Annotated in this window: 15 protein-coding genes; 6 read left to right on the top strand and 9 right to left on the bottom strand. The window is 69.5% G+C overall.

Translation table 11 applies throughout. The features are described from left to right. Positions 1 to 97: 97 nt before the first annotated feature. The 5 genes from BFN01_RS09095 to BFN01_RS09075 all read right to left on the bottom strand — a co-directional run bounded on the left by BFN01_RS09095 (position 98) and on the right by BFN01_RS09075 (position 6480). Positions 98 to 1585, bottom strand: coding sequence for a lipase maturation factor family protein (locus tag BFN01_RS09095; RefSeq protein ID WP_071643655.1), 1488 nt, complete (start codon positions 1583 to 1585; stop codon positions 98 to 100). 178 nt (positions 1586 to 1763) lie between these two features. Then, positions 1764 to 2675, bottom strand: coding sequence for a glycine betaine ABC transporter substrate-binding protein (locus BFN01_RS09090; protein ID WP_071643654.1), 912 nt, complete (start codon positions 2673 to 2675; stop codon positions 1764 to 1766). 51 nt (positions 2676 to 2726) lie between these two features. After that, positions 2727 to 3653, bottom strand: coding sequence for a proline/glycine betaine ABC transporter permease (locus BFN01_RS09085; protein WP_071643653.1), 927 nt, complete (start codon positions 3651 to 3653; stop codon positions 2727 to 2729). Continuing rightward, positions 3653 to 4987 carry a glycine betaine/L-proline ABC transporter ATP-binding protein gene (locus BFN01_RS09080; RefSeq protein ID WP_071643657.1) on the bottom strand — a complete coding sequence of 445 codons (1335 nt, stop codon included), beginning with the start codon at positions 4985 to 4987 and terminating at the stop codon, positions 3653 to 3655. The genes BFN01_RS09085 and BFN01_RS09080 overlap by 1 nt, the downstream gene beginning before the upstream one ends. Positions 4988 to 5358: 371 nt before the next feature. Continuing rightward, positions 5359 to 6480, bottom strand: coding sequence for a class I SAM-dependent methyltransferase (locus BFN01_RS09075; protein WP_071643652.1), 1122 nt, complete (start codon positions 6478 to 6480; stop codon positions 5359 to 5361). 159 nt (positions 6481 to 6639) lie between these two features. On the opposite strand from BFN01_RS09075, the gene BFN01_RS09070 reads away from it, so the two are divergent. The 5 genes from BFN01_RS09070 (at position 6640) to BFN01_RS09050 (ending at position 12060) form a co-directional block, all read left to right on the top strand. Then, positions 6640 to 7293 (top strand): TetR/AcrR family transcriptional regulator, encoded by a 654-nt coding sequence (locus BFN01_RS09070; protein ID WP_071643651.1) that lies wholly within the window; start codon positions 6640 to 6642, stop codon positions 7291 to 7293. Further along, positions 7290 to 8243, top strand: coding sequence for an ABC transporter ATP-binding protein (locus BFN01_RS09065; protein ID WP_071643650.1), 954 nt, complete (start codon positions 7290 to 7292; stop codon positions 8241 to 8243). The genes BFN01_RS09070 and BFN01_RS09065 overlap by 4 nt, the downstream gene beginning before the upstream one ends. Continuing rightward, a complete protein-coding gene (locus BFN01_RS09060; protein WP_071643649.1) occupies positions 8240 to 9040 on the top strand; it encodes an ABC transporter permease subunit in 801 nt (266 codons plus the stop codon). The genes BFN01_RS09065 and BFN01_RS09060 overlap by 4 nt, the downstream gene beginning before the upstream one ends. A 28-nt stretch (positions 9041 to 9068) precedes the next feature. Next, complete coding sequence (locus BFN01_RS09055) at positions 9069 to 10955, top strand: DUF5107 domain-containing protein (protein WP_071643656.1); 1887 nt, start codon at positions 9069 to 9071, stop codon at positions 10953 to 10955. Between the two features lie 301 nt (positions 10956 to 11256). Then, positions 11257 to 12060, top strand: coding sequence for a MerR family transcriptional regulator (locus BFN01_RS09050; protein ID WP_071643648.1), 804 nt, complete (start codon positions 11257 to 11259; stop codon positions 12058 to 12060). A gap of 189 nt (positions 12061 to 12249) precedes the next feature. Here the strand turns inward: BFN01_RS09050 and BFN01_RS09045 are convergent, their stop codons facing one another. Beyond that, positions 12250 to 13473, bottom strand: coding sequence for an FAD-binding oxidoreductase (locus tag BFN01_RS09045; RefSeq protein ID WP_071643647.1), 1224 nt, complete (start codon positions 13471 to 13473; stop codon positions 12250 to 12252). A 157-nt stretch (positions 13474 to 13630) separates the two neighbouring features. Here BFN01_RS09045 and BFN01_RS09040 point away from each other — a divergent pair, with 157 nt between their 5' ends. Next, complete coding sequence (locus BFN01_RS09040) at positions 13631 to 14113, top strand: Lrp/AsnC family transcriptional regulator (RefSeq protein WP_071643646.1); 483 nt, start codon at positions 13631 to 13633, stop codon at positions 14111 to 14113. A 127-nt stretch (positions 14114 to 14240) separates the two neighbouring features. Here BFN01_RS09040 and BFN01_RS09035 read toward each other — a convergent pair whose 3' ends face one another. The 3 genes from BFN01_RS09035 to BFN01_RS09025 form a co-directional block, all read right to left on the bottom strand. Continuing rightward, entirely contained in the window at positions 14241 to 15014 is a 774-nt protein-coding gene (locus BFN01_RS09035) for a DeoR/GlpR family DNA-binding transcription regulator (RefSeq protein WP_071643645.1), read from the bottom strand. A gap of 30 nt (positions 15015 to 15044) precedes the next feature. Next, positions 15045 to 15911 carry a class II fructose-bisphosphate aldolase gene (locus tag BFN01_RS09030; protein ID WP_071643644.1) on the bottom strand — a complete coding sequence of 289 codons (867 nt, stop codon included), beginning with the start codon at positions 15909 to 15911 and terminating at the stop codon, positions 15045 to 15047. Further along, positions 15908 to 16532 (bottom strand): PfkB family carbohydrate kinase (locus tag BFN01_RS09025; protein ID WP_256221097.1); only part of this gene is annotated, 625 nt, incomplete at its 5' end. The genes BFN01_RS09030 and BFN01_RS09025, both read right to left, overlap by 4 nt.

Below are 16532 nucleotides of genomic sequence, written 5' to 3'. Positions count from 1 at the left end.
GAGTTCGTCGGCAGCGTCAGATGTGTATAAGAGACAGCGGCCTCGGGCGCTGAGGCGCCCGTGCCGGCACGCATGCACAGGCTGGTGGCCGGGCGCCTCAGCGCCCGAGGCCGAGCGGGCGCACGAGCACGTGCCGCCGGTCCCGCACCCACACGACGCCCGCCTCCCGGCGCTCCGCGCGGGTCGCGAAGCGGTACCGATACGAGACGACTCGTACCCACGCGGGTCGCTCGCCGTCGAAGGGATCGCGACGCAGCATCCGCAGCGTCGGCTCGTCAGCCTCGAGAAGCCGCACGAGAAGCATCGTGAACCAGTCCTCCAGCGAACGACCGAGCGGGAGGAACCACATCAGCCAGTCCAGGCGCAGGTGGTACGGCGCGAACTGCCGCGGGATACGGCGCAGGGCGCCGGGCTTGCCCTTGAACTCGTACTCGCGCCATTCGGCGGCATCCGGATCGGCATCCGTCGTCCCCTCCACGATGTACTCGATCCGCTGCTTCGTGACGGTGCCGAAAGCACCGTAGGCGTTGCCGAGCTGCCACCGGCTGAAGCTCGCGTTCATCAGCTGGCGGCGGGCGAAGAGGTTGCGCAGTGCGGGCCAGCTGAGCGCGATCACCAGCATCCCGACCGCCGAGGTCAGGATGACCCAGTACAGCGGGATGCCGTTCGGGGCGCGCAGCGGCTCCGGATTCGGCACATCGACGGACGACCAGAACGTCGGGAACGCCGAGAAGGCGATGACGATCGTCGCCGCGTTCAGCCAGGCGAAGTTGCCGGTGAGCACCAGCCAGAGCTGGGTGAGGATGACGATCGTCGCGGCGATCGCGCCGATCAGCAGCAGGATCGCGTCGACCGTGGCCGGTGTGAACAGCGTCGCGAGCGGCGCGAACAGGAAGAACGGCACCACCAGCTGAGCGAAGTGATTGCCGAGCACCTCCCCCCTGTGGAACCACTTCGGCAGCAGATGCGCCTGCCGACTCAAGGGCCCCGGCATCGGCTGCGTCTCGTGGTGGTACATCAGCGCGGTCAGGTCGCGCCACTCCCGGCCGCCGCGGATCTTGATCATCCCGGCACCGAACTCCAGCCGGAACACCAGCCACCAGAACATCACGATCACGACGGTCGGCGGCGGCTGGTCGGCTGAGCCGAGGAAGGCGGCGAGGAACCCCGCCTCGAGCAGCAGCATCTCCCACCCGAACGAGTAGAACGTCTGCCCGATGCTCGTGATCGTCATGTACCCGCCCCACAGCAGCAGGAAGCAGATCATCGGCACCCACGGTGGCGCCAGCTGAGGGATGCCGATCACCACGGTGCCTGCGACGATCATCCCCGCCCAGCACAGGGCCGCGAGTCGGCGGTCGGTGTAGCGGATGCGCGTGAAGAGGGTCGGGCGCAGCATCCGGCGTCTCGCGGAAGACGATGTCGCCCACGCGAGCAGCTCGGGAGCGGGCAGCAGTCCGCGCTCGCCCAGCAGCGGGCGGAACTGGTTCAGCGTCGAGAGGAACGCGACCAGGTAGAGCGCCGCGATGCCCCTCTGCAGAACCTCGCGGGCGAAGCCGAAGTCGACGGCGGCGAACCCGTCCATGCCGACACGCTACGACTGTGGGCTCACCGGTCGGAGGGTCTTGACAGCGTTAGGGACGATACGAAACCGGGGGCCGACACGCCACCCGTCGGACGGAACACGGCGTTCCGTCCGACATCTGGCGTGTCGGCCCCCGGAGCGTAACCGGCTGAGGGTGCCCCGTCAGCCGGTCAGCGGGTCACTTGATGACGTCGGGGTTCTCCTCGAGCCATGCCTTGACGGCCTCGCGCTCCTTGCCCTCGCCGTACTCGTTCACCACCATGTCCTCGAGCGAGCCGTACTGCTCGTCGTCGAGCTTGATGCTCTCGATCAGCTCGGCGGCCTCTGGGAATTCGTCGGAGAAGCCCTTCGTGCCCAGGAAGTGCAGGCCCTCGGCCTCGCCCATCAGGCCGTTCGGGTCTTCGAGGTCCTTCACCGGGAACGCGTCGTTGGCCCAGAACGGACGCCACAGCGTGACGACGATGTCCTCCTGCTTGTCGGTCGCCTTCTTCAGCTCGGTGAGCATGGCGGCGGTCGAGGAGGTGACCAGCTCGTACTCGCTGTCGAGTCCGGTCTCGGCGAGCATCTTGGTCGTCTGCTCAGTCAGGCCGGCGCCCGGCTCGATGCCGATGATCTTGCCGTCGTAGTTCGCAGCCTTGCCCTTGAGGTCCTCGATCGAGGTGAGCTCGGAGTATTCGGGAACCGCGATGGTGAGCTTCGCGTTCTCGTAGTACGTGCCGAGATCCTCGATGTCGTCGCCGTACTCGTCCATGTACTTCTTGTGGGTCAGCTCGGGCCACGCCGACGGGTAGATGTCGACGTCGCCCTGCGCGAGTCCGGTGTACAGCGGGCCGGCGTCGGTGAGGGTCTTCATCTCGACGTCGTAGCCAATCTCCTCGAGCTTGTTCTCGAGCAGGTACGCGGTGCTCAGGCCGTCGGTCCACGACGGGAGGAAGCCGAGCGTGATGGTGCCCTTGTCGCCCGTGGAGCCGCCGTCGGCGTCGCCGCCGGCGCCGCCCGTTCCGCCGGCGCCACCCGAGGCGCATCCGGCGAGTGCGAGCGAGCCGATGGCGCCCATGGCCAGGAGTGCAGTGATCTTCTTCTTCACGATGTTCTCTCTCTGTTGCGTATGTGTGATTGCGGGGTGTTGCAGGGTGCCGTCTCAGGCCGGCTGCAGGGCGGCATCCGGTGCGGTGACGGATGCCGACGTGCGGCGCCGTGCCTCGCGGCGACGTGCCAGGGTGCCGAGCAGCGACGCGTGGTTCTCGGCCGGTGCGCCGAGGGCGGCGGTGACCCGGTCGAGGAAAACGGCGATCAGCACGACGCCGAGGCCCGCCTCGACGCCCTTGGCGATGTTGATCGTCGAGATCGCCTCGACGACCATCTTGCCGAGACCGTCGGCGCCGGCCATTCCGGCGATGACCGCCATCGACAGGGCCAGCATGATGACCTGGTTGATGCCGGCCATGATGGTCGGCATCGCGAGCGGCAGCTGGATGCCGCGCAGGATCTGCCCGGGCTTCGCGCCGAACGCCTGACCGGCCTCGACCGTCTCGGCGTCGACGCCGCGGATGCCGAGCTCGGTGAGTCGCACGCCGGGAGGCAGCGCGAAGATGATCGTCGCGACCATGCCGGGCACCACGCCGATGCCGAAGAACACGATCGCGGGGATCAGATAGACGAAGGCGGGCATGGTCTGCATGAAGTCGAGCACCGGCTTCAGCAGCGCACGCACCGTGGCATTGCGGGCCGACCAGATGCCCAGCGGCACGGCGATCAACACCGCGACGACCGTCGCGACGAGCACGAGCGACATGGTCTGCATGGCGGGGACCCACAGGTTCATGCCCACGATCAGCAGCAACGACACGGCGGTGCCGATTGCGAGCTGCCACGAGCGCACCAGCCACGCGATGAGCGCGGCGATCGCGATGATCGCGATGAAGTGCACCGAGAGCAGACCGTCAGTCAGTCCGTTGACGAGGAAGCCGAAGACGAACGCGATGCCATCGAGCAGACCGTCGAGGTTGTCCTTGACCCAGTCGACGATGCCGGCGACCCAGGTTCCGATCGGAATGCGGAAATCCATCAGCGCACCTCCTCGGTGTCAGCGGTGCCGGCAGGGGTGTCGTCTACGGCCGGCTCTACGGCCGCCTCGGTGAACGAGCTCGCCTCGGCGAGCACCTCGTCGATGACGGCCTGCGGCATGGGGTTCAGGGGCAGGGTGAGCTCGCCCGTCGCTCCCGGCCCGGGGCCGAGGGCGGCGAGCAGGGTGACGCGCGGGATCACACCGGTGAGGCGCCCCTCGGCATCCGTCACCGCGAGCGGAACGGGGGATTCGACCGACGGGATGAAGAGGTTCATCAGCACCTCGTTCTCGTCGACCTTCTGCGGCACCGGCTTGATGATCGATGCGAGCGAGGACTCGCCCTTGCGCACGAGCTTCACGGCATCCCGGTCGGTGACGATGCCGACGAGCTTGCGGTCGCGGCCGACCACGTAGGTCGCCGACATGTAGGCATCCCGCATCTGGCGCAGCGCCGTGCGGGGTCCCGACGACTCGGCCACGACGGGGCGCGGGCGCTCCATGACGTTCGAGGCGGTGAGCACGCGGGCGCGGTCGACGTCCTGCACGAACTGCTCGACGTAGTCGTTCGCGGGGTCGGTGAGGATGTCTTCGGGCGTGCCGATCTGCACGATGCGACCGTCGCGCATCACGGCGATGCGATCGCCGAGGAACATGGCCTCGTTGAGGTCGTGCGTGATGAACACGATGGTCTTGCGCAGCTTCGCCTGCAGCTCGACGAGCTGCTCCTGCATCTCGCGGCGGATCAGCGGGTCGAGGGCGCTGAACGCCTCGTCCATCAGCAGGATGTCGGTGTCGGCGGCGAGCGCGCGGGCGATGCCGACGCGCTGCTGCATGCCGCCCGACAGCTCGCTGGGCAGCTTGTCGCCCCAGCCGTCGAGACCCACCAGGGACAGGATCTCGTCGGCCTTGCGCAGCCGTTCGGTCTTGCCGACGCCTTTCAGCTCGAGCGGGTAGGCCACGTTGTCGGCGACCGTGCGGTGCGGCAGCAGCGCGAAGTGCTGGAACACCATCGACACGCGGTCACGACGGATGTCGCGCAGGCGCGAGGCCGGGATGCCGGTGATCGCGTCTCCGCCGATCGTGATCTCGCCCGCGGTGGCGTCGTGCAGGCCGTTGAGCATGCGGATGATGGTCGACTTGCCGGATCCCGACAGGCCCATGATGACGAAGATCTCACCGCGGTTCACGGTGAAGCTCGCGTCGATGACGGCTGCGGTGCCGACGTCCTGCACCTCGGTGCGGGTCTCACCGGCCTTCAGACGCTTCACGGCCTGCTGCGGATTACGACCGAAGACCTTGTAGATATTGCGCGCTTCAAGAGCGGTTTCGGACACGTTTCCCCCGTTGCCCACCGATTCTTCGGGTCTCGGCGGGCCGCTTCGGTTACGCCCGGGTGACGTTCTCAAGGCCGTTTCGACAGATGCTGCACAGCGGCACGGACGGGGATTTCGGACCCCCGCGACAGAACATCGACCGTACGCCCACGCCTCTTCGTGTACAGCTCGTGTCGAAAGAAGGACGCGGCCGCGGACTGGTCACTGTGACCTCTCGGCCACCTAGCCACGCTAACGAATGGCTGATCCGGTGGCAAATCCTGATTGCGGTTTTCGCCTGTCACCGGGGGTTCTCCCCCTCCGTTCGAATCGCTCATATTGCCGTCTTCCTGGTCGGAACACGGCAATATGAGCGATTCGAAAGCGGTGGGTCAGCCGCGGCGGACGCTGCGCGTGACGGTGAACTTCGGGGTGCGGGCGACCTGCTCGGTCGGACCCACGTCGCGGGTCAGCACACCGCGATGATCGAGGTGCGAGTTGAACACCGTCCACACCTCGCCACCGGGGCGCAGCAGTCGCGCCGCCCCCTGGATGAGGCGATGACCGGCACCCTCGTGCACGCTCGTCCCGAGATGGAACGGCGGATTCAGCAGGATGAGGTCGGCCGATCCGTCTGGCAGCTCGGAGCCCGCGTCGTCGAGGGTCACGGTCACGCGCCCGGCGAGGCCGTTGGCGACGACGGATGCCTGAGCCGAGCGCGCCGCGGAGGCCGACCGATCGGTGGCGGTGATCCTGGCATCCGGATGCTGCTGCGCGAACGCGACCGCGAGTGCCCCCGTGCCGCACCCGAGATCGACGACGTGCAGCGCAGGCGGGTCGGGCGGAGCGAGGGTCGGCATCACGTCGATCAGCACGCGCGTGCCGACGTCGAGGCGCGCGCCGGCGAACGCGCCGCCGTACGCGCACAGGGTGAAGCCGTCGTGCTGACGACTGACCGGGAACGGCGGCTGGTCGGGTACGGGAAGGGCGCCGGATGCCACGATCAGCCGTGACTTGCGCTCCGCGCGCTGCGGCTGCACAGCCGCGAAGTACCGCCCGAGCACCTCATTCTGGGTGAGCGCCATGTGCTTCACCCGTCCACCCGCGATGAGTGTGGCATCGGGCGCCGCCCAGCGGGCGACCGCGTCGGCGATCTCCTCGAGCTCGGCGAGCCCCTTGGGCAGCTGCAGCAGCACGAGACGCGCGCCGCTGAGCAGCGAGCTGTCGAGTTCGTGCGCCGCGGGCATCGGCAGATCGAGCGCCCGGGCGTTGGCGGCGAGCGCACGTCGGCCGGTGATGAGGTCCTGATGCGCGCGGAGACCCTGGACGCCTGCATCCGCCAGCGCGAGGGCGATCGCGCCGTACTCGTCGCCGATGATCGCGGTCTCACCGCCGGCGATTCCGGTGTCGAGCGCGCGTTGCACGAGCAGCTGGTCGGTGGCATCCCACGCCTGCAGGTTCGGAGCCTCGACGTCGGGAGATCGCCGCAGTCTGCTGTAGTCGAGCTCGGGCACCTGCTCACACTATCGAGAACCGCTTCTCGCTCCGGTATGAGTTCGTGCCGCTCAAAAGGGCTTCAGGCGGCAGAAAGTCATACCGGAGCGAGGGGTGGTTCTCCTTTTCGCGAGGCAGGGAGATTGACACGCACTGAACGCGCGTTTAGTCTGCTGTACATGCGTTCAGCATCTGACGACCTCACCGCGCGAGCCCGCATCCGCGAGGCCGCGATCCGCGCTTTCGCGCGCGATGGGTTCGACGCGGCGAGCTTGCGCGCGATCGCGAAGGAAGCGGGCGTGAGCGCCGCCCTGATCGTGCACCACTTCGGCGACAAGAACGCGCTGCGCACCGCTTGCGACGACTACGTCGTCGCAACGTTCATCGACGACAAGCACGAGCTGATCGAGACGCCGACGGCCGATCGCGTCCGCGCCGCGCTGCACGATGTCGAGCGCTACGGACCGTACATCGACTACCTCGGGCGCATGCTCGGCGACCGGTCGCCGGCCGCCGACCGCCTGTTCGACGAGATCGTCCGCGTCACCCGCGACATGCTCGACGAGCAGCGCGAAGCGGGGCTGCTCGTCGAGATGAGCGATCCCGAGATGACCACGCTGCTGGTGGTGATGATGGGCCTCGCGCCCGTGATGATGCGCGCGCAGATCGGCCGAGTGCTCGGGCAGGACCAGCTGAGCCCGGCCGGAATGATGCGCACCACCCTGCCGACTCTGGAACTGCTCACGCACGGCATCTACTCGAGCACCGCATTCCTCGACGGGGCACGCCAAGCCCTGGCATCCGATAAGCCCTCCGAAGGAGGCGCATCATGAGTTCCGTCATCGACATCACCGCGCTGCACAAGCGCTTCGGGCGGCGCACTGCCCTGCATGGCCTCGACATGCATGTGCAGCGCGGCACGATCTACGGCCTGATCGGGCCGAACGGCGCCGGCAAGACGACGACGCTGCGCATCCTGGTCGACATCATCCGACCGACCTCAGGCCAGGTGCGGGTGCTCGGCGAGGAGCCGCGGCACGGCGGCGCGCGGCTGCGTCGCCGTATCGGCTTCGTGCCCGGCGAGCTGCATCTCGAGGGGCGCGTCACCGGGCACCGGATGCTGTCGTTCTACGCGGAGGTGTCGGGCCCGGTCGATCGCGGATACACCGCGGAGCTCGCGGAGCGCCTCGGCGTCGACCTGTCGCGCCCGGTGCGCAGCCTGTCGAAGGGCAACAAGCAGAAGGTCGGCCTGATCCAGGCGTTCATGCACCGCCCCGAGCTGCTCATCCTCGATGAGCCGACCAGCGGGCTCGACCCGCTGATGCAGCGCGAGTTCCTCTCGATGGTGCGCGAAGCGCGCGATGCCGGGCAGACCGTGCTGCTCAGCTCGCACGTGCTCAGCGAGATCCAGCAGGTCGCCGACGAGGTCGCGGTGCTCGCGGCGGGCCGCGTGGTCGCGAGCGGCGACGTCGCCTCGTTGCGCCTCGGCTCGGTGCGGCGAGTGCGGGCCTCGCTCGAAGGATCGGATCCGGATGCCGTGCGCCGCCGCTTCACGGGCATCCCGGGCGTGCGCGAAATCGACCTCCTTCCGCGCGGCGACGTGCTGCACCTCGCCGCGACCGTGGAGGGCGCGATCGATCCGTTCGTGAAGGCGCTCGCGCAGGTCACGGTGCACGACCTGACCGTCGAGGAGCCGGATCTGGAGGAGAGCGTGCTGCGCCTGTACTCCGCCGGCTCTGCCTCATCGGTCGGCACCGCGGGTCACGAGGGAGGCGCGCGATGAAGGGCGTACTGCCGGTGTTCCGGCGCAGCATCCGGGAGTCGTGGCGCAGCGTGATCGGATGGAGCCTCGGCATCGCGGCGGTGCTGCTGCTGTACCTGCCGCTGTACCCCAGCTTCGGCGCGAGCGGACAGCTCGAAGACATCATCAAGGCCCTGCCGACGCAGCTGATCGAGACGCTGGGCTACGACCAGATCGCCACCGGCGCCGGCTACGCGCAGAGCACCTTCTACGGACTGATGGGCTTTCTGCTGCTGACGATCGCCGCCGTGCTGTGGGGCTCGGCCGCGATCGCGGGCGCCGAGGAATCAGGCCGCCTCGAACTCGACCGCGCACACGGCATCGGCCGGGCGCAGTACGCCGCCGAGTCGACGATCGCCGTGCTCGTGCGGCTGCTCTGGCTGGGTGCCCTGTCGGGGGCGATCGTGTACGCGCTGAATGAGCCGGCGGAGCTGGGCATCCATCCGCCGCACATCGCCGGCGCTGCGCTCGCCCTCACCGGGCTCGCCTTCCTCAGCGCAACCGTGGGCTTGCTCGCCGGAGCTCTCACCGGCCGCAAGGCGTGGGCCACCGGCGCCGCCGCAGCCGTCGCCGTGCTCGGTTACGTGTTCCAGGCCGTGGCGAGGCAGTCGGACGACCTCGAATGGCTGAACGCGCTCTCGCCGTACGCGTGGGTGTACCGCCAGCCACCGTTGAAGGACGGCGTCGACGCCGGTGGCCTGCTGCTCGTCTGGGGTGTCGCGGTGGCACTGGCCGCGGCATCCGCCCTCGCCCTTACACGCCGAGACCTGCGGGGATGACGCGGCGAGCGCTAGCGTGAGCATCATCATGACTGCCACCCTCACGCTCGACTCCGTCACCCTCCCGTCGGCGCCGGTCGGCGCGCCGAATCCGCTGCCTGCGGTCGCCGCGATGCCGCAGGCGCCGTACGAGGCGGCGACGGACGGGCTGCCGGACGAGCTGGCCGAGAACATCCGGTACGGCCAGGTCGGCAGCATCCACCCCTACCTGCTGCAGGATCAGTACACGCGCGAGCGCAGCGAGGCGCCGATGCGGGTCGCGGTGCTCGAGAACGATCTTCTGCGGGCCGAGTTCGCCGTCGACCTCGGCGGGCGCCTGGTGCGCCTGCTCGACAAGACGACGGGGCGCGATCTGGTCTACCGCAACACGATCTTCCAGCCGGCCAACCTCGGGCTGCGAAACGCCTGGTTCTCGGGCGGGGTGGAGTGGAACATCGGCATGCGCGGCCACTGGCCGCTCACCTGCGCGCCGCTGTACGCCGCCGCGCTGACCGCACCCGACGGCGAGCCGGTGCTGCGAATGTGGGAGTACGAGCGGGTGCGCGGGCTGATCGTGCAGATCGACGCGACTCTCGACTCGCGGGTCGCGGGGCTGCACGTGCGGGTGCGGGTGCGCAATCCGCATGCCGAGGAGACCGGCATGTACTGGTGGACGAACATCGCGGTCGCCCAGACCGAGGGCTCGCGGGTGTTCGCCCCGGCGACGCACGCGTATCAGACGCAGTACGACGGGACTCTCGCGCGGGTGGACGTCGCGGCGCCCGACGTGAGCCGACCGGCGCAGGCCCCGGCCGCCGCCGACTGGTTCTACGTGCTCGATCGGGCGGCGCAGCCGTGGATCGCCGCGCTCGAGCCCGACGGTTCGGGCCTGGGGCACTTCTCGACCCCGCGCCTGTCGGGACGCAAGCTCTTCGTCTGGGGCGACACCGCCGGGGGTCGGCACTGGCAGAAGTGGCTCGGCGGCTCGTACTTCGAGATCCAGGGCGGCCTCGCGACCACCCAGTACGAGCACCTGCGGATGCCGGGCGGCGCCACCTGGGAGTGGACCGAGACCTTCGTGCCGCTGCAGGTCGACGGTGCCGACGGCGCGTGGGGCGCGGCCGTCGCCGTCGTCGGCGAGGCCGTGCATCGCGCTGTCGGCGGCTGCGACTCATCACGTCTGGATGCGGTCGCGGACGCCGCACCGGAGCGGATGCTGAACCGCGGCGCCGCCTGGGGAGCCCTCGAGGCCGAGCTCGCCGCGCGCTTGGGTCGCGGCTTCGACGCCCTGCCCGGGGTGCGCTTCGACCGGGATGCGGGCGACGAGGGCGAGTACTGGCGCGCGCTGCTCGACGGATCGGCGCCCGATGCCGGCGTGGACGCCCCGGTGTCGTACGTCGCCGGAGAAGATTGGGATCGCCTGCTCGGAGCCGCGCCGGCGACATGGCTGACCCACTACCACCGCGGCGTGATCGCGCACGCCGCCGGGGCCGTCGACCGCGCGGCGGCGCACTACGAGGCGTCGCTGCGGCAGCGTCGCAGCGCGTGGGCGCTGCGCGGGCTCGGTTTGGTGCGCATCGCCCAGGGCCAGGTGGATGCGGGCATCGACGTTCTCACCGACGCCGCGTCTCTGGCGCCCGATCTCGCGCCGCTCGCGCTGGAACTCGGCGAGGCTCTGCTGATCGCGGGGCGGGCGGAGGAGGCATCCGGATTCCTCGCCGCGCTTGCTCCCGCGGTCCGAGCGCAGGGGCGGTTCCGCGTGCTCGCGGTGCGCGCGGCGCTGGCATCCGGAGCGCACGACGAGGCCCGACGGATGCTGGAAGACGAGTTCGATGTGCCCGACATCCGTGAGGGCGAGCTGAGCATGTCGGATGTCTGGCGCGAGACCTTCCCCGACCGCCCCGTGCCGGAGCGCTACGACTTCTCGATGGCCTGACGCCGCTCCGCCGGGCTGGATTCCGCCGGTGAGGGGTCGATTGCGTACGGTTTCGCCCGCATGAGCGTACGAAACTGACCCCGGATGCCGGGCGGCGCTCTCTCAGGCTGCTTGAGCGTGCTCGCGCCAAGCGCTCACGCAGCGCATCCGTCTGCTGCCACGCCTCCTGAGCGCGGCGGCTCCGCAGCCGCTGCGGGCTCACCAGCACCGCGACCACTTCGCCGTGATGCGAGATCGATGCTTCTTCGCATCCATCAGCCAGACTTGACCCTGACACGGTGAGAGGCGGTCGAGTGGAGCCATGTTGTCCATCGGAGCGTTCGCGCAGATCGGCCAGGTGACCCACCGCATGCTGCGACACTGGGACACCGCAGGCCTGCTCGTACCCGCCCACGTGGACGAGCACAGCGGCTACCGCTCGTACGATCCCTCACAGCTGCACCGACTGCACCGGATCGTCGCGCTGCGCCAGCTGGGGTTCGGTCTCGAGCAGATCGGCGTCATGCTCGATGAGGGCATCGACGGGGATCGACTCATGCAGATGCTGCGCGGACACCGCGATGCGGTGGAACGCGAGCACCGCATCGCGACCGAACGGCTCGTCGACGTCGAACGGCGCCTCCACCTGATCGAAAGCGAGAATCGCATGTCATCCGCCGAGTTCATCGAGAAGCCTTTGCCCGCCGTCCGCCTCATCGCCCGCACGGCGACCGTGCCCGCCGACGAGGTCGGCCGGCATGTGGGAGCCATGTTCGGCGAGGTCGAAGACGGCCTGCCCGAGACGGAGGGGATGCTCGAGACGCCGATCGCGCAGTACCGACCGACCGATGACGGGGTGCTGCTGACCATCGGCTACGCGTATGCCGGCGATCCCGTGGAAGGTCTAGAGATCATCGAGCTCGCCGCGGAGGAGCGCGCGGTGTGCGGCATCCATCTCGGCGCGATGTCGGGCATCCGCAAGACCTGGCACGGGCTGCACACCGAGATGCTCGCCCGCGGTTTCGTGCCCTCGGGTCCGTGCCGTGAACTGTATGTGCGGTCGTGGCCCCTCGAAGACGAATCCCGCTGGGTCACCGAGCTGCAGCAGCCCGTCTCGCGGGCCTGAGCAAGCGGAGTCGCGCCTGTCAGGGATGCATCTCTCCGTTCGGGTATCCGCCTGACCGGACGAACACATCCCCGACCGCGGATGCAGGCACGCGGGGCTGGATTCCGCCGGTGCGGGGTCGATCGCGTACGGTTTAGGCCGCGTCGGCGTCCGAAACCGACCCCGGATGCCGGGAGCGGGGGCCTCGGGTCAGCGGAGGGGGTTGAAAGGGCGGATCTCGGGGGCGATGCGGCCCGTGGTGATCTGCTCGGCGAGCAGCTTGCCGGTCGCGGGGCCGAGCACGATGCCCCACATTCCGTGACCACCGGCGACGTAAACGTTCGGCGCCTGGGTCGCGCCGACCAGCGGCAGACCGTCGGGGGTGACAGGGCGGGAGCCGACCCACTCGTCCTGACGGTCGTCGAGGTCGAGACCCTGGAACATCTCGCGCGCCTGCGCGATGATCGCCTGCACGCGCCGCGGCTGGAAGGGCTCGTCGGGACGGCGGAACTCCATGGTGCCGGCGATGCGGAAGCGCCCCTGGTAGGGGGTGCACGCGATGCGCTGGAACGGGAAGTACACCGGGTGCTCCTGCGGCACCGACGTGGCGACCGTGAACGAGTATCCGCGGCCGGCCTGCACACGGGTGCGCACCCCGAGCTTGCGGGCCAGCGCGGGCATCCAGGCGCCGGTCGCGATCACGACAGAATCGGCCTCGAGCCGCTGCCCGTTCGACATGGTCACCACGGGACGGCGGGTCGACGAGACGTCGGTGACCTCGTACCCGGTGATCAGCTCGGCACCCCGCCCGACGACGGCATCAGCCAGCGCCTCGACGAACGGCGCCGGCTCGAAGAAGCGCTGCCCGTCGAGCCGGTACGCATGCGTCACAGCATCCGACAGCACCGGCGCCAGCTCGCGCGGGTTCTCGAGACGCTCGAACGGCACGTCCTGCCCGTGCCGGATCACGCCCTCGATCTCGTGCAGGAACCCCTTGGCGTGGTCCTTCTCCTTGAAGCCGATCACGAACGGGCCCTCGCGGGTCCACGACTGCACACCCCCGTCGATCAGCTCGTCGAAGCACTCCAGCGCGATCTTGTCGATCGGCGTGAGGTCGGCCATCGTCCGATCCCAGGCACGGTTGGTGCCGTGGGCGGCGAACTGCGCGAGGAACGACCAGAGCCCGGCATCCACCCGGAACGGCACGTGCAGCGCGGCATCCGGATCGAGCAGGGCCTTCGGCCCGTAGGTCCACAGACCGGTGTCGGCGAGCGGGATGGTCTTGCCCGGCGTGAGCCACCCGGCGTTGCCCCACGACGATCCGGCGGCGACGCCGACCCGGTCGATGACCGTGACGTCGACCCCGCGCTCCTGCAGATGCCATGCCGTGGCGAGACCGACCATTCCTGCACCGATGATGATCGTTCGCGTCATTGCGTCCTCCTGAGAGAGCTGATGAGAGGCGCGAAAGCGGACACCCCTACCTGCGATTATGCGGATTCTGGCGATCTGCGGATGCTACGTCGAAGATTCTGCGTAGAATCGCGCTCACCTGATCAAATTCTTCATCTCACGACGAGGAAGTGCGCACATGGCCCCTGATTCTTCGGCATCCGGCCAGACCCCCCTGGACGCCGTCGACCGCATCCTCCTTTCGGAGCTGAGCCGCAACGGCCGCATCTCGAACACCGAGCTCGCCGCGATCGCCGGCATCGCCGAGTCGACGTGCCTCAAGCGCGTCCGCGCCCTGCAGGCGAACGGCGTGATCGTCGGCTTCCACGCCGAGATCTCGCCCGAGGCGCTGGGCCTGCACCTGGAGGCGCTGATCACCATCCGCCTGCACGCCCACGCCCGCGGGGATCTGCGCCGGTTCCAGACCTACCTCGAACAGCTCCCCGCGACGCAGCGGGTGTACTTCCTCGCCGGCGACCGCGACTTCCTCGTGCACGTCGCGGTTCCGGATGCCGGGGCGCTGCGCGAACTCGTCTCCGACACCATCAGCCTGAAGCCCGAGGTGGCATCCACCAGCACCAGCCTGATCTTCGCCCAGGCGGCCGGGCCGCGCGGGCTGTGACCTGACGCACGCTGGCAGCCGCAGGTCCGGTGATCGCGTGGTCGAGCCCGGTCCGGATACCCCGCCCCTCCGGCGACGATCCGAACGCCAGCCTGCAGCTCACACGGTGCAGCTCGCCCGCCGCAGCTCACCCAGTGCGAACCTCGAAGCCGGCATCCGTCAGCGCCGTGCGCTGATCGTCGGTCGCCGCGGAGTCGGTGATCACCAGCGGGAAGAGGTCGGGCCCGCCGACGTGGGCGAACGCGGTGCGGCCGATCTTCGACGAATCGGCGACCATCACGGCGCGGTCCGCACGCTGGGCCATCATGCGGTTCACCGCAGCCTCGGCCTCGTCGTGCGTGCTCGCGCCCGCGTCGGCCGAGAGAGCATTCACGCCGATGAAGGCGATGTCGAGCCGGATGCCGCCGAGCAGCTGCTCGACGAACGGACCGACCAGCTCGAAGCTGCGGGGGTGGATGACCCCGCCGGTGACGACGACCTTGAACTCGGGGCGCATGGCCAGCTGGGCGGCGATGTTGACGGCGTTGGTGACGACGGTGATGCCCTGCTCGGCGAGGTCGCCGCGCGCGGCGAGTGCCGTGGCGATCGCGTTGGTGGTCGTTCCACCCGAGAGTCCGACGACCTGCCCGGGTTCGACGAGCGATGCCGCCACAGCCGCGATCTGCTCCTTCGCACCGGTGGCGTGATGGCTGCGGAACCGGATCGGCAGCTCGTAGGCGACCGACTGAGCCACGGCGCCGCCGTGCGTGCGGGTCAGCAGCCGGCGTTCGGCGAGACTGTCGAGGTCGCGCCGTGTGGTGGCGGCCGATGCGCCGAAGCGCGCGACGAGGTCGTCGACGCTCACCTCACCCTGGACTGCGAGCAGATCGAGGATGGCGGTGAGTCTGGCGGCGCGGTTCATGTCGTGCCCAGTCTGTCAGTCGGGCCGCCGTCAGGCGGATTCGAGGGCGAACAGGCGCAGCATCCGCGCCGCCTCCTCGGCGACCGCCTCACGGGCGGGAGAGAGGTACTTGCGTGAGTCGACGAGCTTCTCGTCGGCGGCGAGCGTCTCGCGGATCGCGCGCGTGAAGAAGCCGTTCAGATGGGTCGACACGTTGATCTTCGTCATCCCGGCGCGGACCGCCTCTACGATCACATCGTCTGAGACGCCCGACGAGCCGTGCAGCACGAGCGGGATGTCGCCTCCCGAGCGGCCGATGCCGCTGAGGGCGCTCTTGAGGCGGCCGATGAGGTCGATGTCGAGCGAGGCCGAGCGGTCGAGCATCGCGTGCGACGAGCCGACCGCGACGGCGAGCGAGTCGACCCCGGTGGCTTCGACGAACGCGCGCGCCTCGTCGGGATCGGTGCGCACACCCGGAGCGTGGGCGCCGTCCTTGCCGCCGACCTCACCGAGCTCCGCTTCGATGTAGACGCCTCGGGCACGGGCGCGCGCGGCCACATCGGCCGTGATCTCGACGTTCTGCTCGTAGTCGAGCTTGCCGCCGTCGAACATCACCGATCCGAAGCCCAGCGCGATGGCCTCGTCGACGAGCTCGGGCCGCTCGGCGTGATCGAGGTGCACGGCGACCGGGGTGGCGGCGCGCCGCGCCACGGCGAGCGTCGCCCAGCCGATCGGCTCGAGTCCGCCGTGGTAGTCGGCGCAGTTCTGCGAGATCTGCAGGATGACCGGGAGGTTCGCCCGCTCGGATGCCCGGACAAGCGCCTCCGCCGTCTCGAGGTGGATGACGTTGAACGCCCCGATGCCGGTGCCGGCCTCGGCTGCCTCGCGCATCAGATCGCGTGCGGATGCGAGTGTCATCGGGTCTCCTCGGGGTGGGGTGCGGAATCAGCGGTGGGTCCGGCCGGCCGTGCGGTGACGGTCAGCGCGGACTCCAGGTCGGGCCAGGACGGGTGGATCTCGCCGGCCAGCGGCATCAGCACCGCGGCAGCAGACCAGGCGGTCGCGCGACGCAGGATCGGATCCGGATCGTGGCTGCCGGCATCCATCAGCACCGCGCACGCGGCGACCGCGGCATCCCCCGCTCCTGTGGGATTGCCGGCGAGCACCTCGCCCAGCCGGGCGTGCAGCACGCCGACATCACCGGATGCCGTGGGCGTGACCGCCAGCATCCCGTCGGCCCCGAGCGAGAGCAGCACCAACTGAGCTCCGCGTCGGATGAGCTCGCGCGCACCGTCGACCGGGTCATCGAGGCCGGTCGCGTCACGCAGCTCGTGCTCGTTCGGCTTGAGGACGGCTGCCCCGGCATCCGCCGCGGTCAGCAGCGCCGGGCCGGACGTGTCGGCGATCACGGTCGCTCCCGCCTCGCGGCCCAGCCGGATGAGGTCGGGCAGGGCGTCGTTCGGGATGCCAGGGGGCAGACTCCCCGAGATCACCAGGACCCGTGCGCCGGGCGAGTCCGGACCGGGGGCCGACACGCCA

Source organism: Microbacterium sp. AR7-10 (genome assembly GCF_001878835.1).
Classification (GTDB): Bacteria; Actinomycetota; Actinomycetes; order Actinomycetales; family Microbacteriaceae; genus Microbacterium; species Microbacterium commune.
Note: the sequence above shows the minus strand (reverse complement) of the source record. Positions and strands in the feature narration are given on the sequence as shown.

Bases quoted from the DNA above. Each gene is read 5' to 3' on its own strand.
- BFN01_RS09030 (WP_071643644.1), bottom strand. From the start codon at position 15,911: ATGACACTCGCATCCGCACGCGATCTGATGCGCGAGGCAGCCGAGGCC.
- BFN01_RS09095 (WP_071643655.1), bottom strand. From the start codon at position 1,585: ATGGACGGGTTCGCCGCCGTCGACTTCGGCTTCGCCCGCGAGGTTCTG.
- BFN01_RS09085 (WP_071643653.1), bottom strand. From the start codon at position 3,653: ATGGATTTCCGCATTCCGATCGGAACCTGGGTCGCCGGCATCGTCGAC.
- BFN01_RS09055 (WP_071643656.1), top strand. From the start codon at position 9,069: ATGACTGCCACCCTCACGCTCGACTCCGTCACCCTCCCGTCGGCGCCG.
- BFN01_RS09050 (WP_071643648.1), top strand. From the start codon at position 11,257: ATGTTGTCCATCGGAGCGTTCGCGCAGATCGGCCAGGTGACCCACCGC.
- BFN01_RS09070 (WP_071643651.1), top strand. From the start codon at position 6,640: ATGCGTTCAGCATCTGACGACCTCACCGCGCGAGCCCGCATCCGCGAG.
- BFN01_RS09035 (WP_071643645.1), bottom strand. From the start codon at position 15,014: ATGAACCGCGCCGCCAGACTCACCGCCATCCTCGATCTGCTCGCAGTC.
- BFN01_RS09065 (WP_071643650.1), top strand. From the start codon at position 7,290: ATGAGTTCCGTCATCGACATCACCGCGCTGCACAAGCGCTTCGGGCGG.
- BFN01_RS09060 (WP_071643649.1), top strand. From the start codon at position 8,240: ATGAAGGGCGTACTGCCGGTGTTCCGGCGCAGCATCCGGGAGTCGTGG.
- BFN01_RS09040 (WP_071643646.1), top strand. From the start codon at position 13,631: ATGGCCCCTGATTCTTCGGCATCCGGCCAGACCCCCCTGGACGCCGTC.
- BFN01_RS09045 (WP_071643647.1), bottom strand. From the start codon at position 13,473: ATGACGCGAACGATCATCATCGGTGCAGGAATGGTCGGTCTCGCCACG.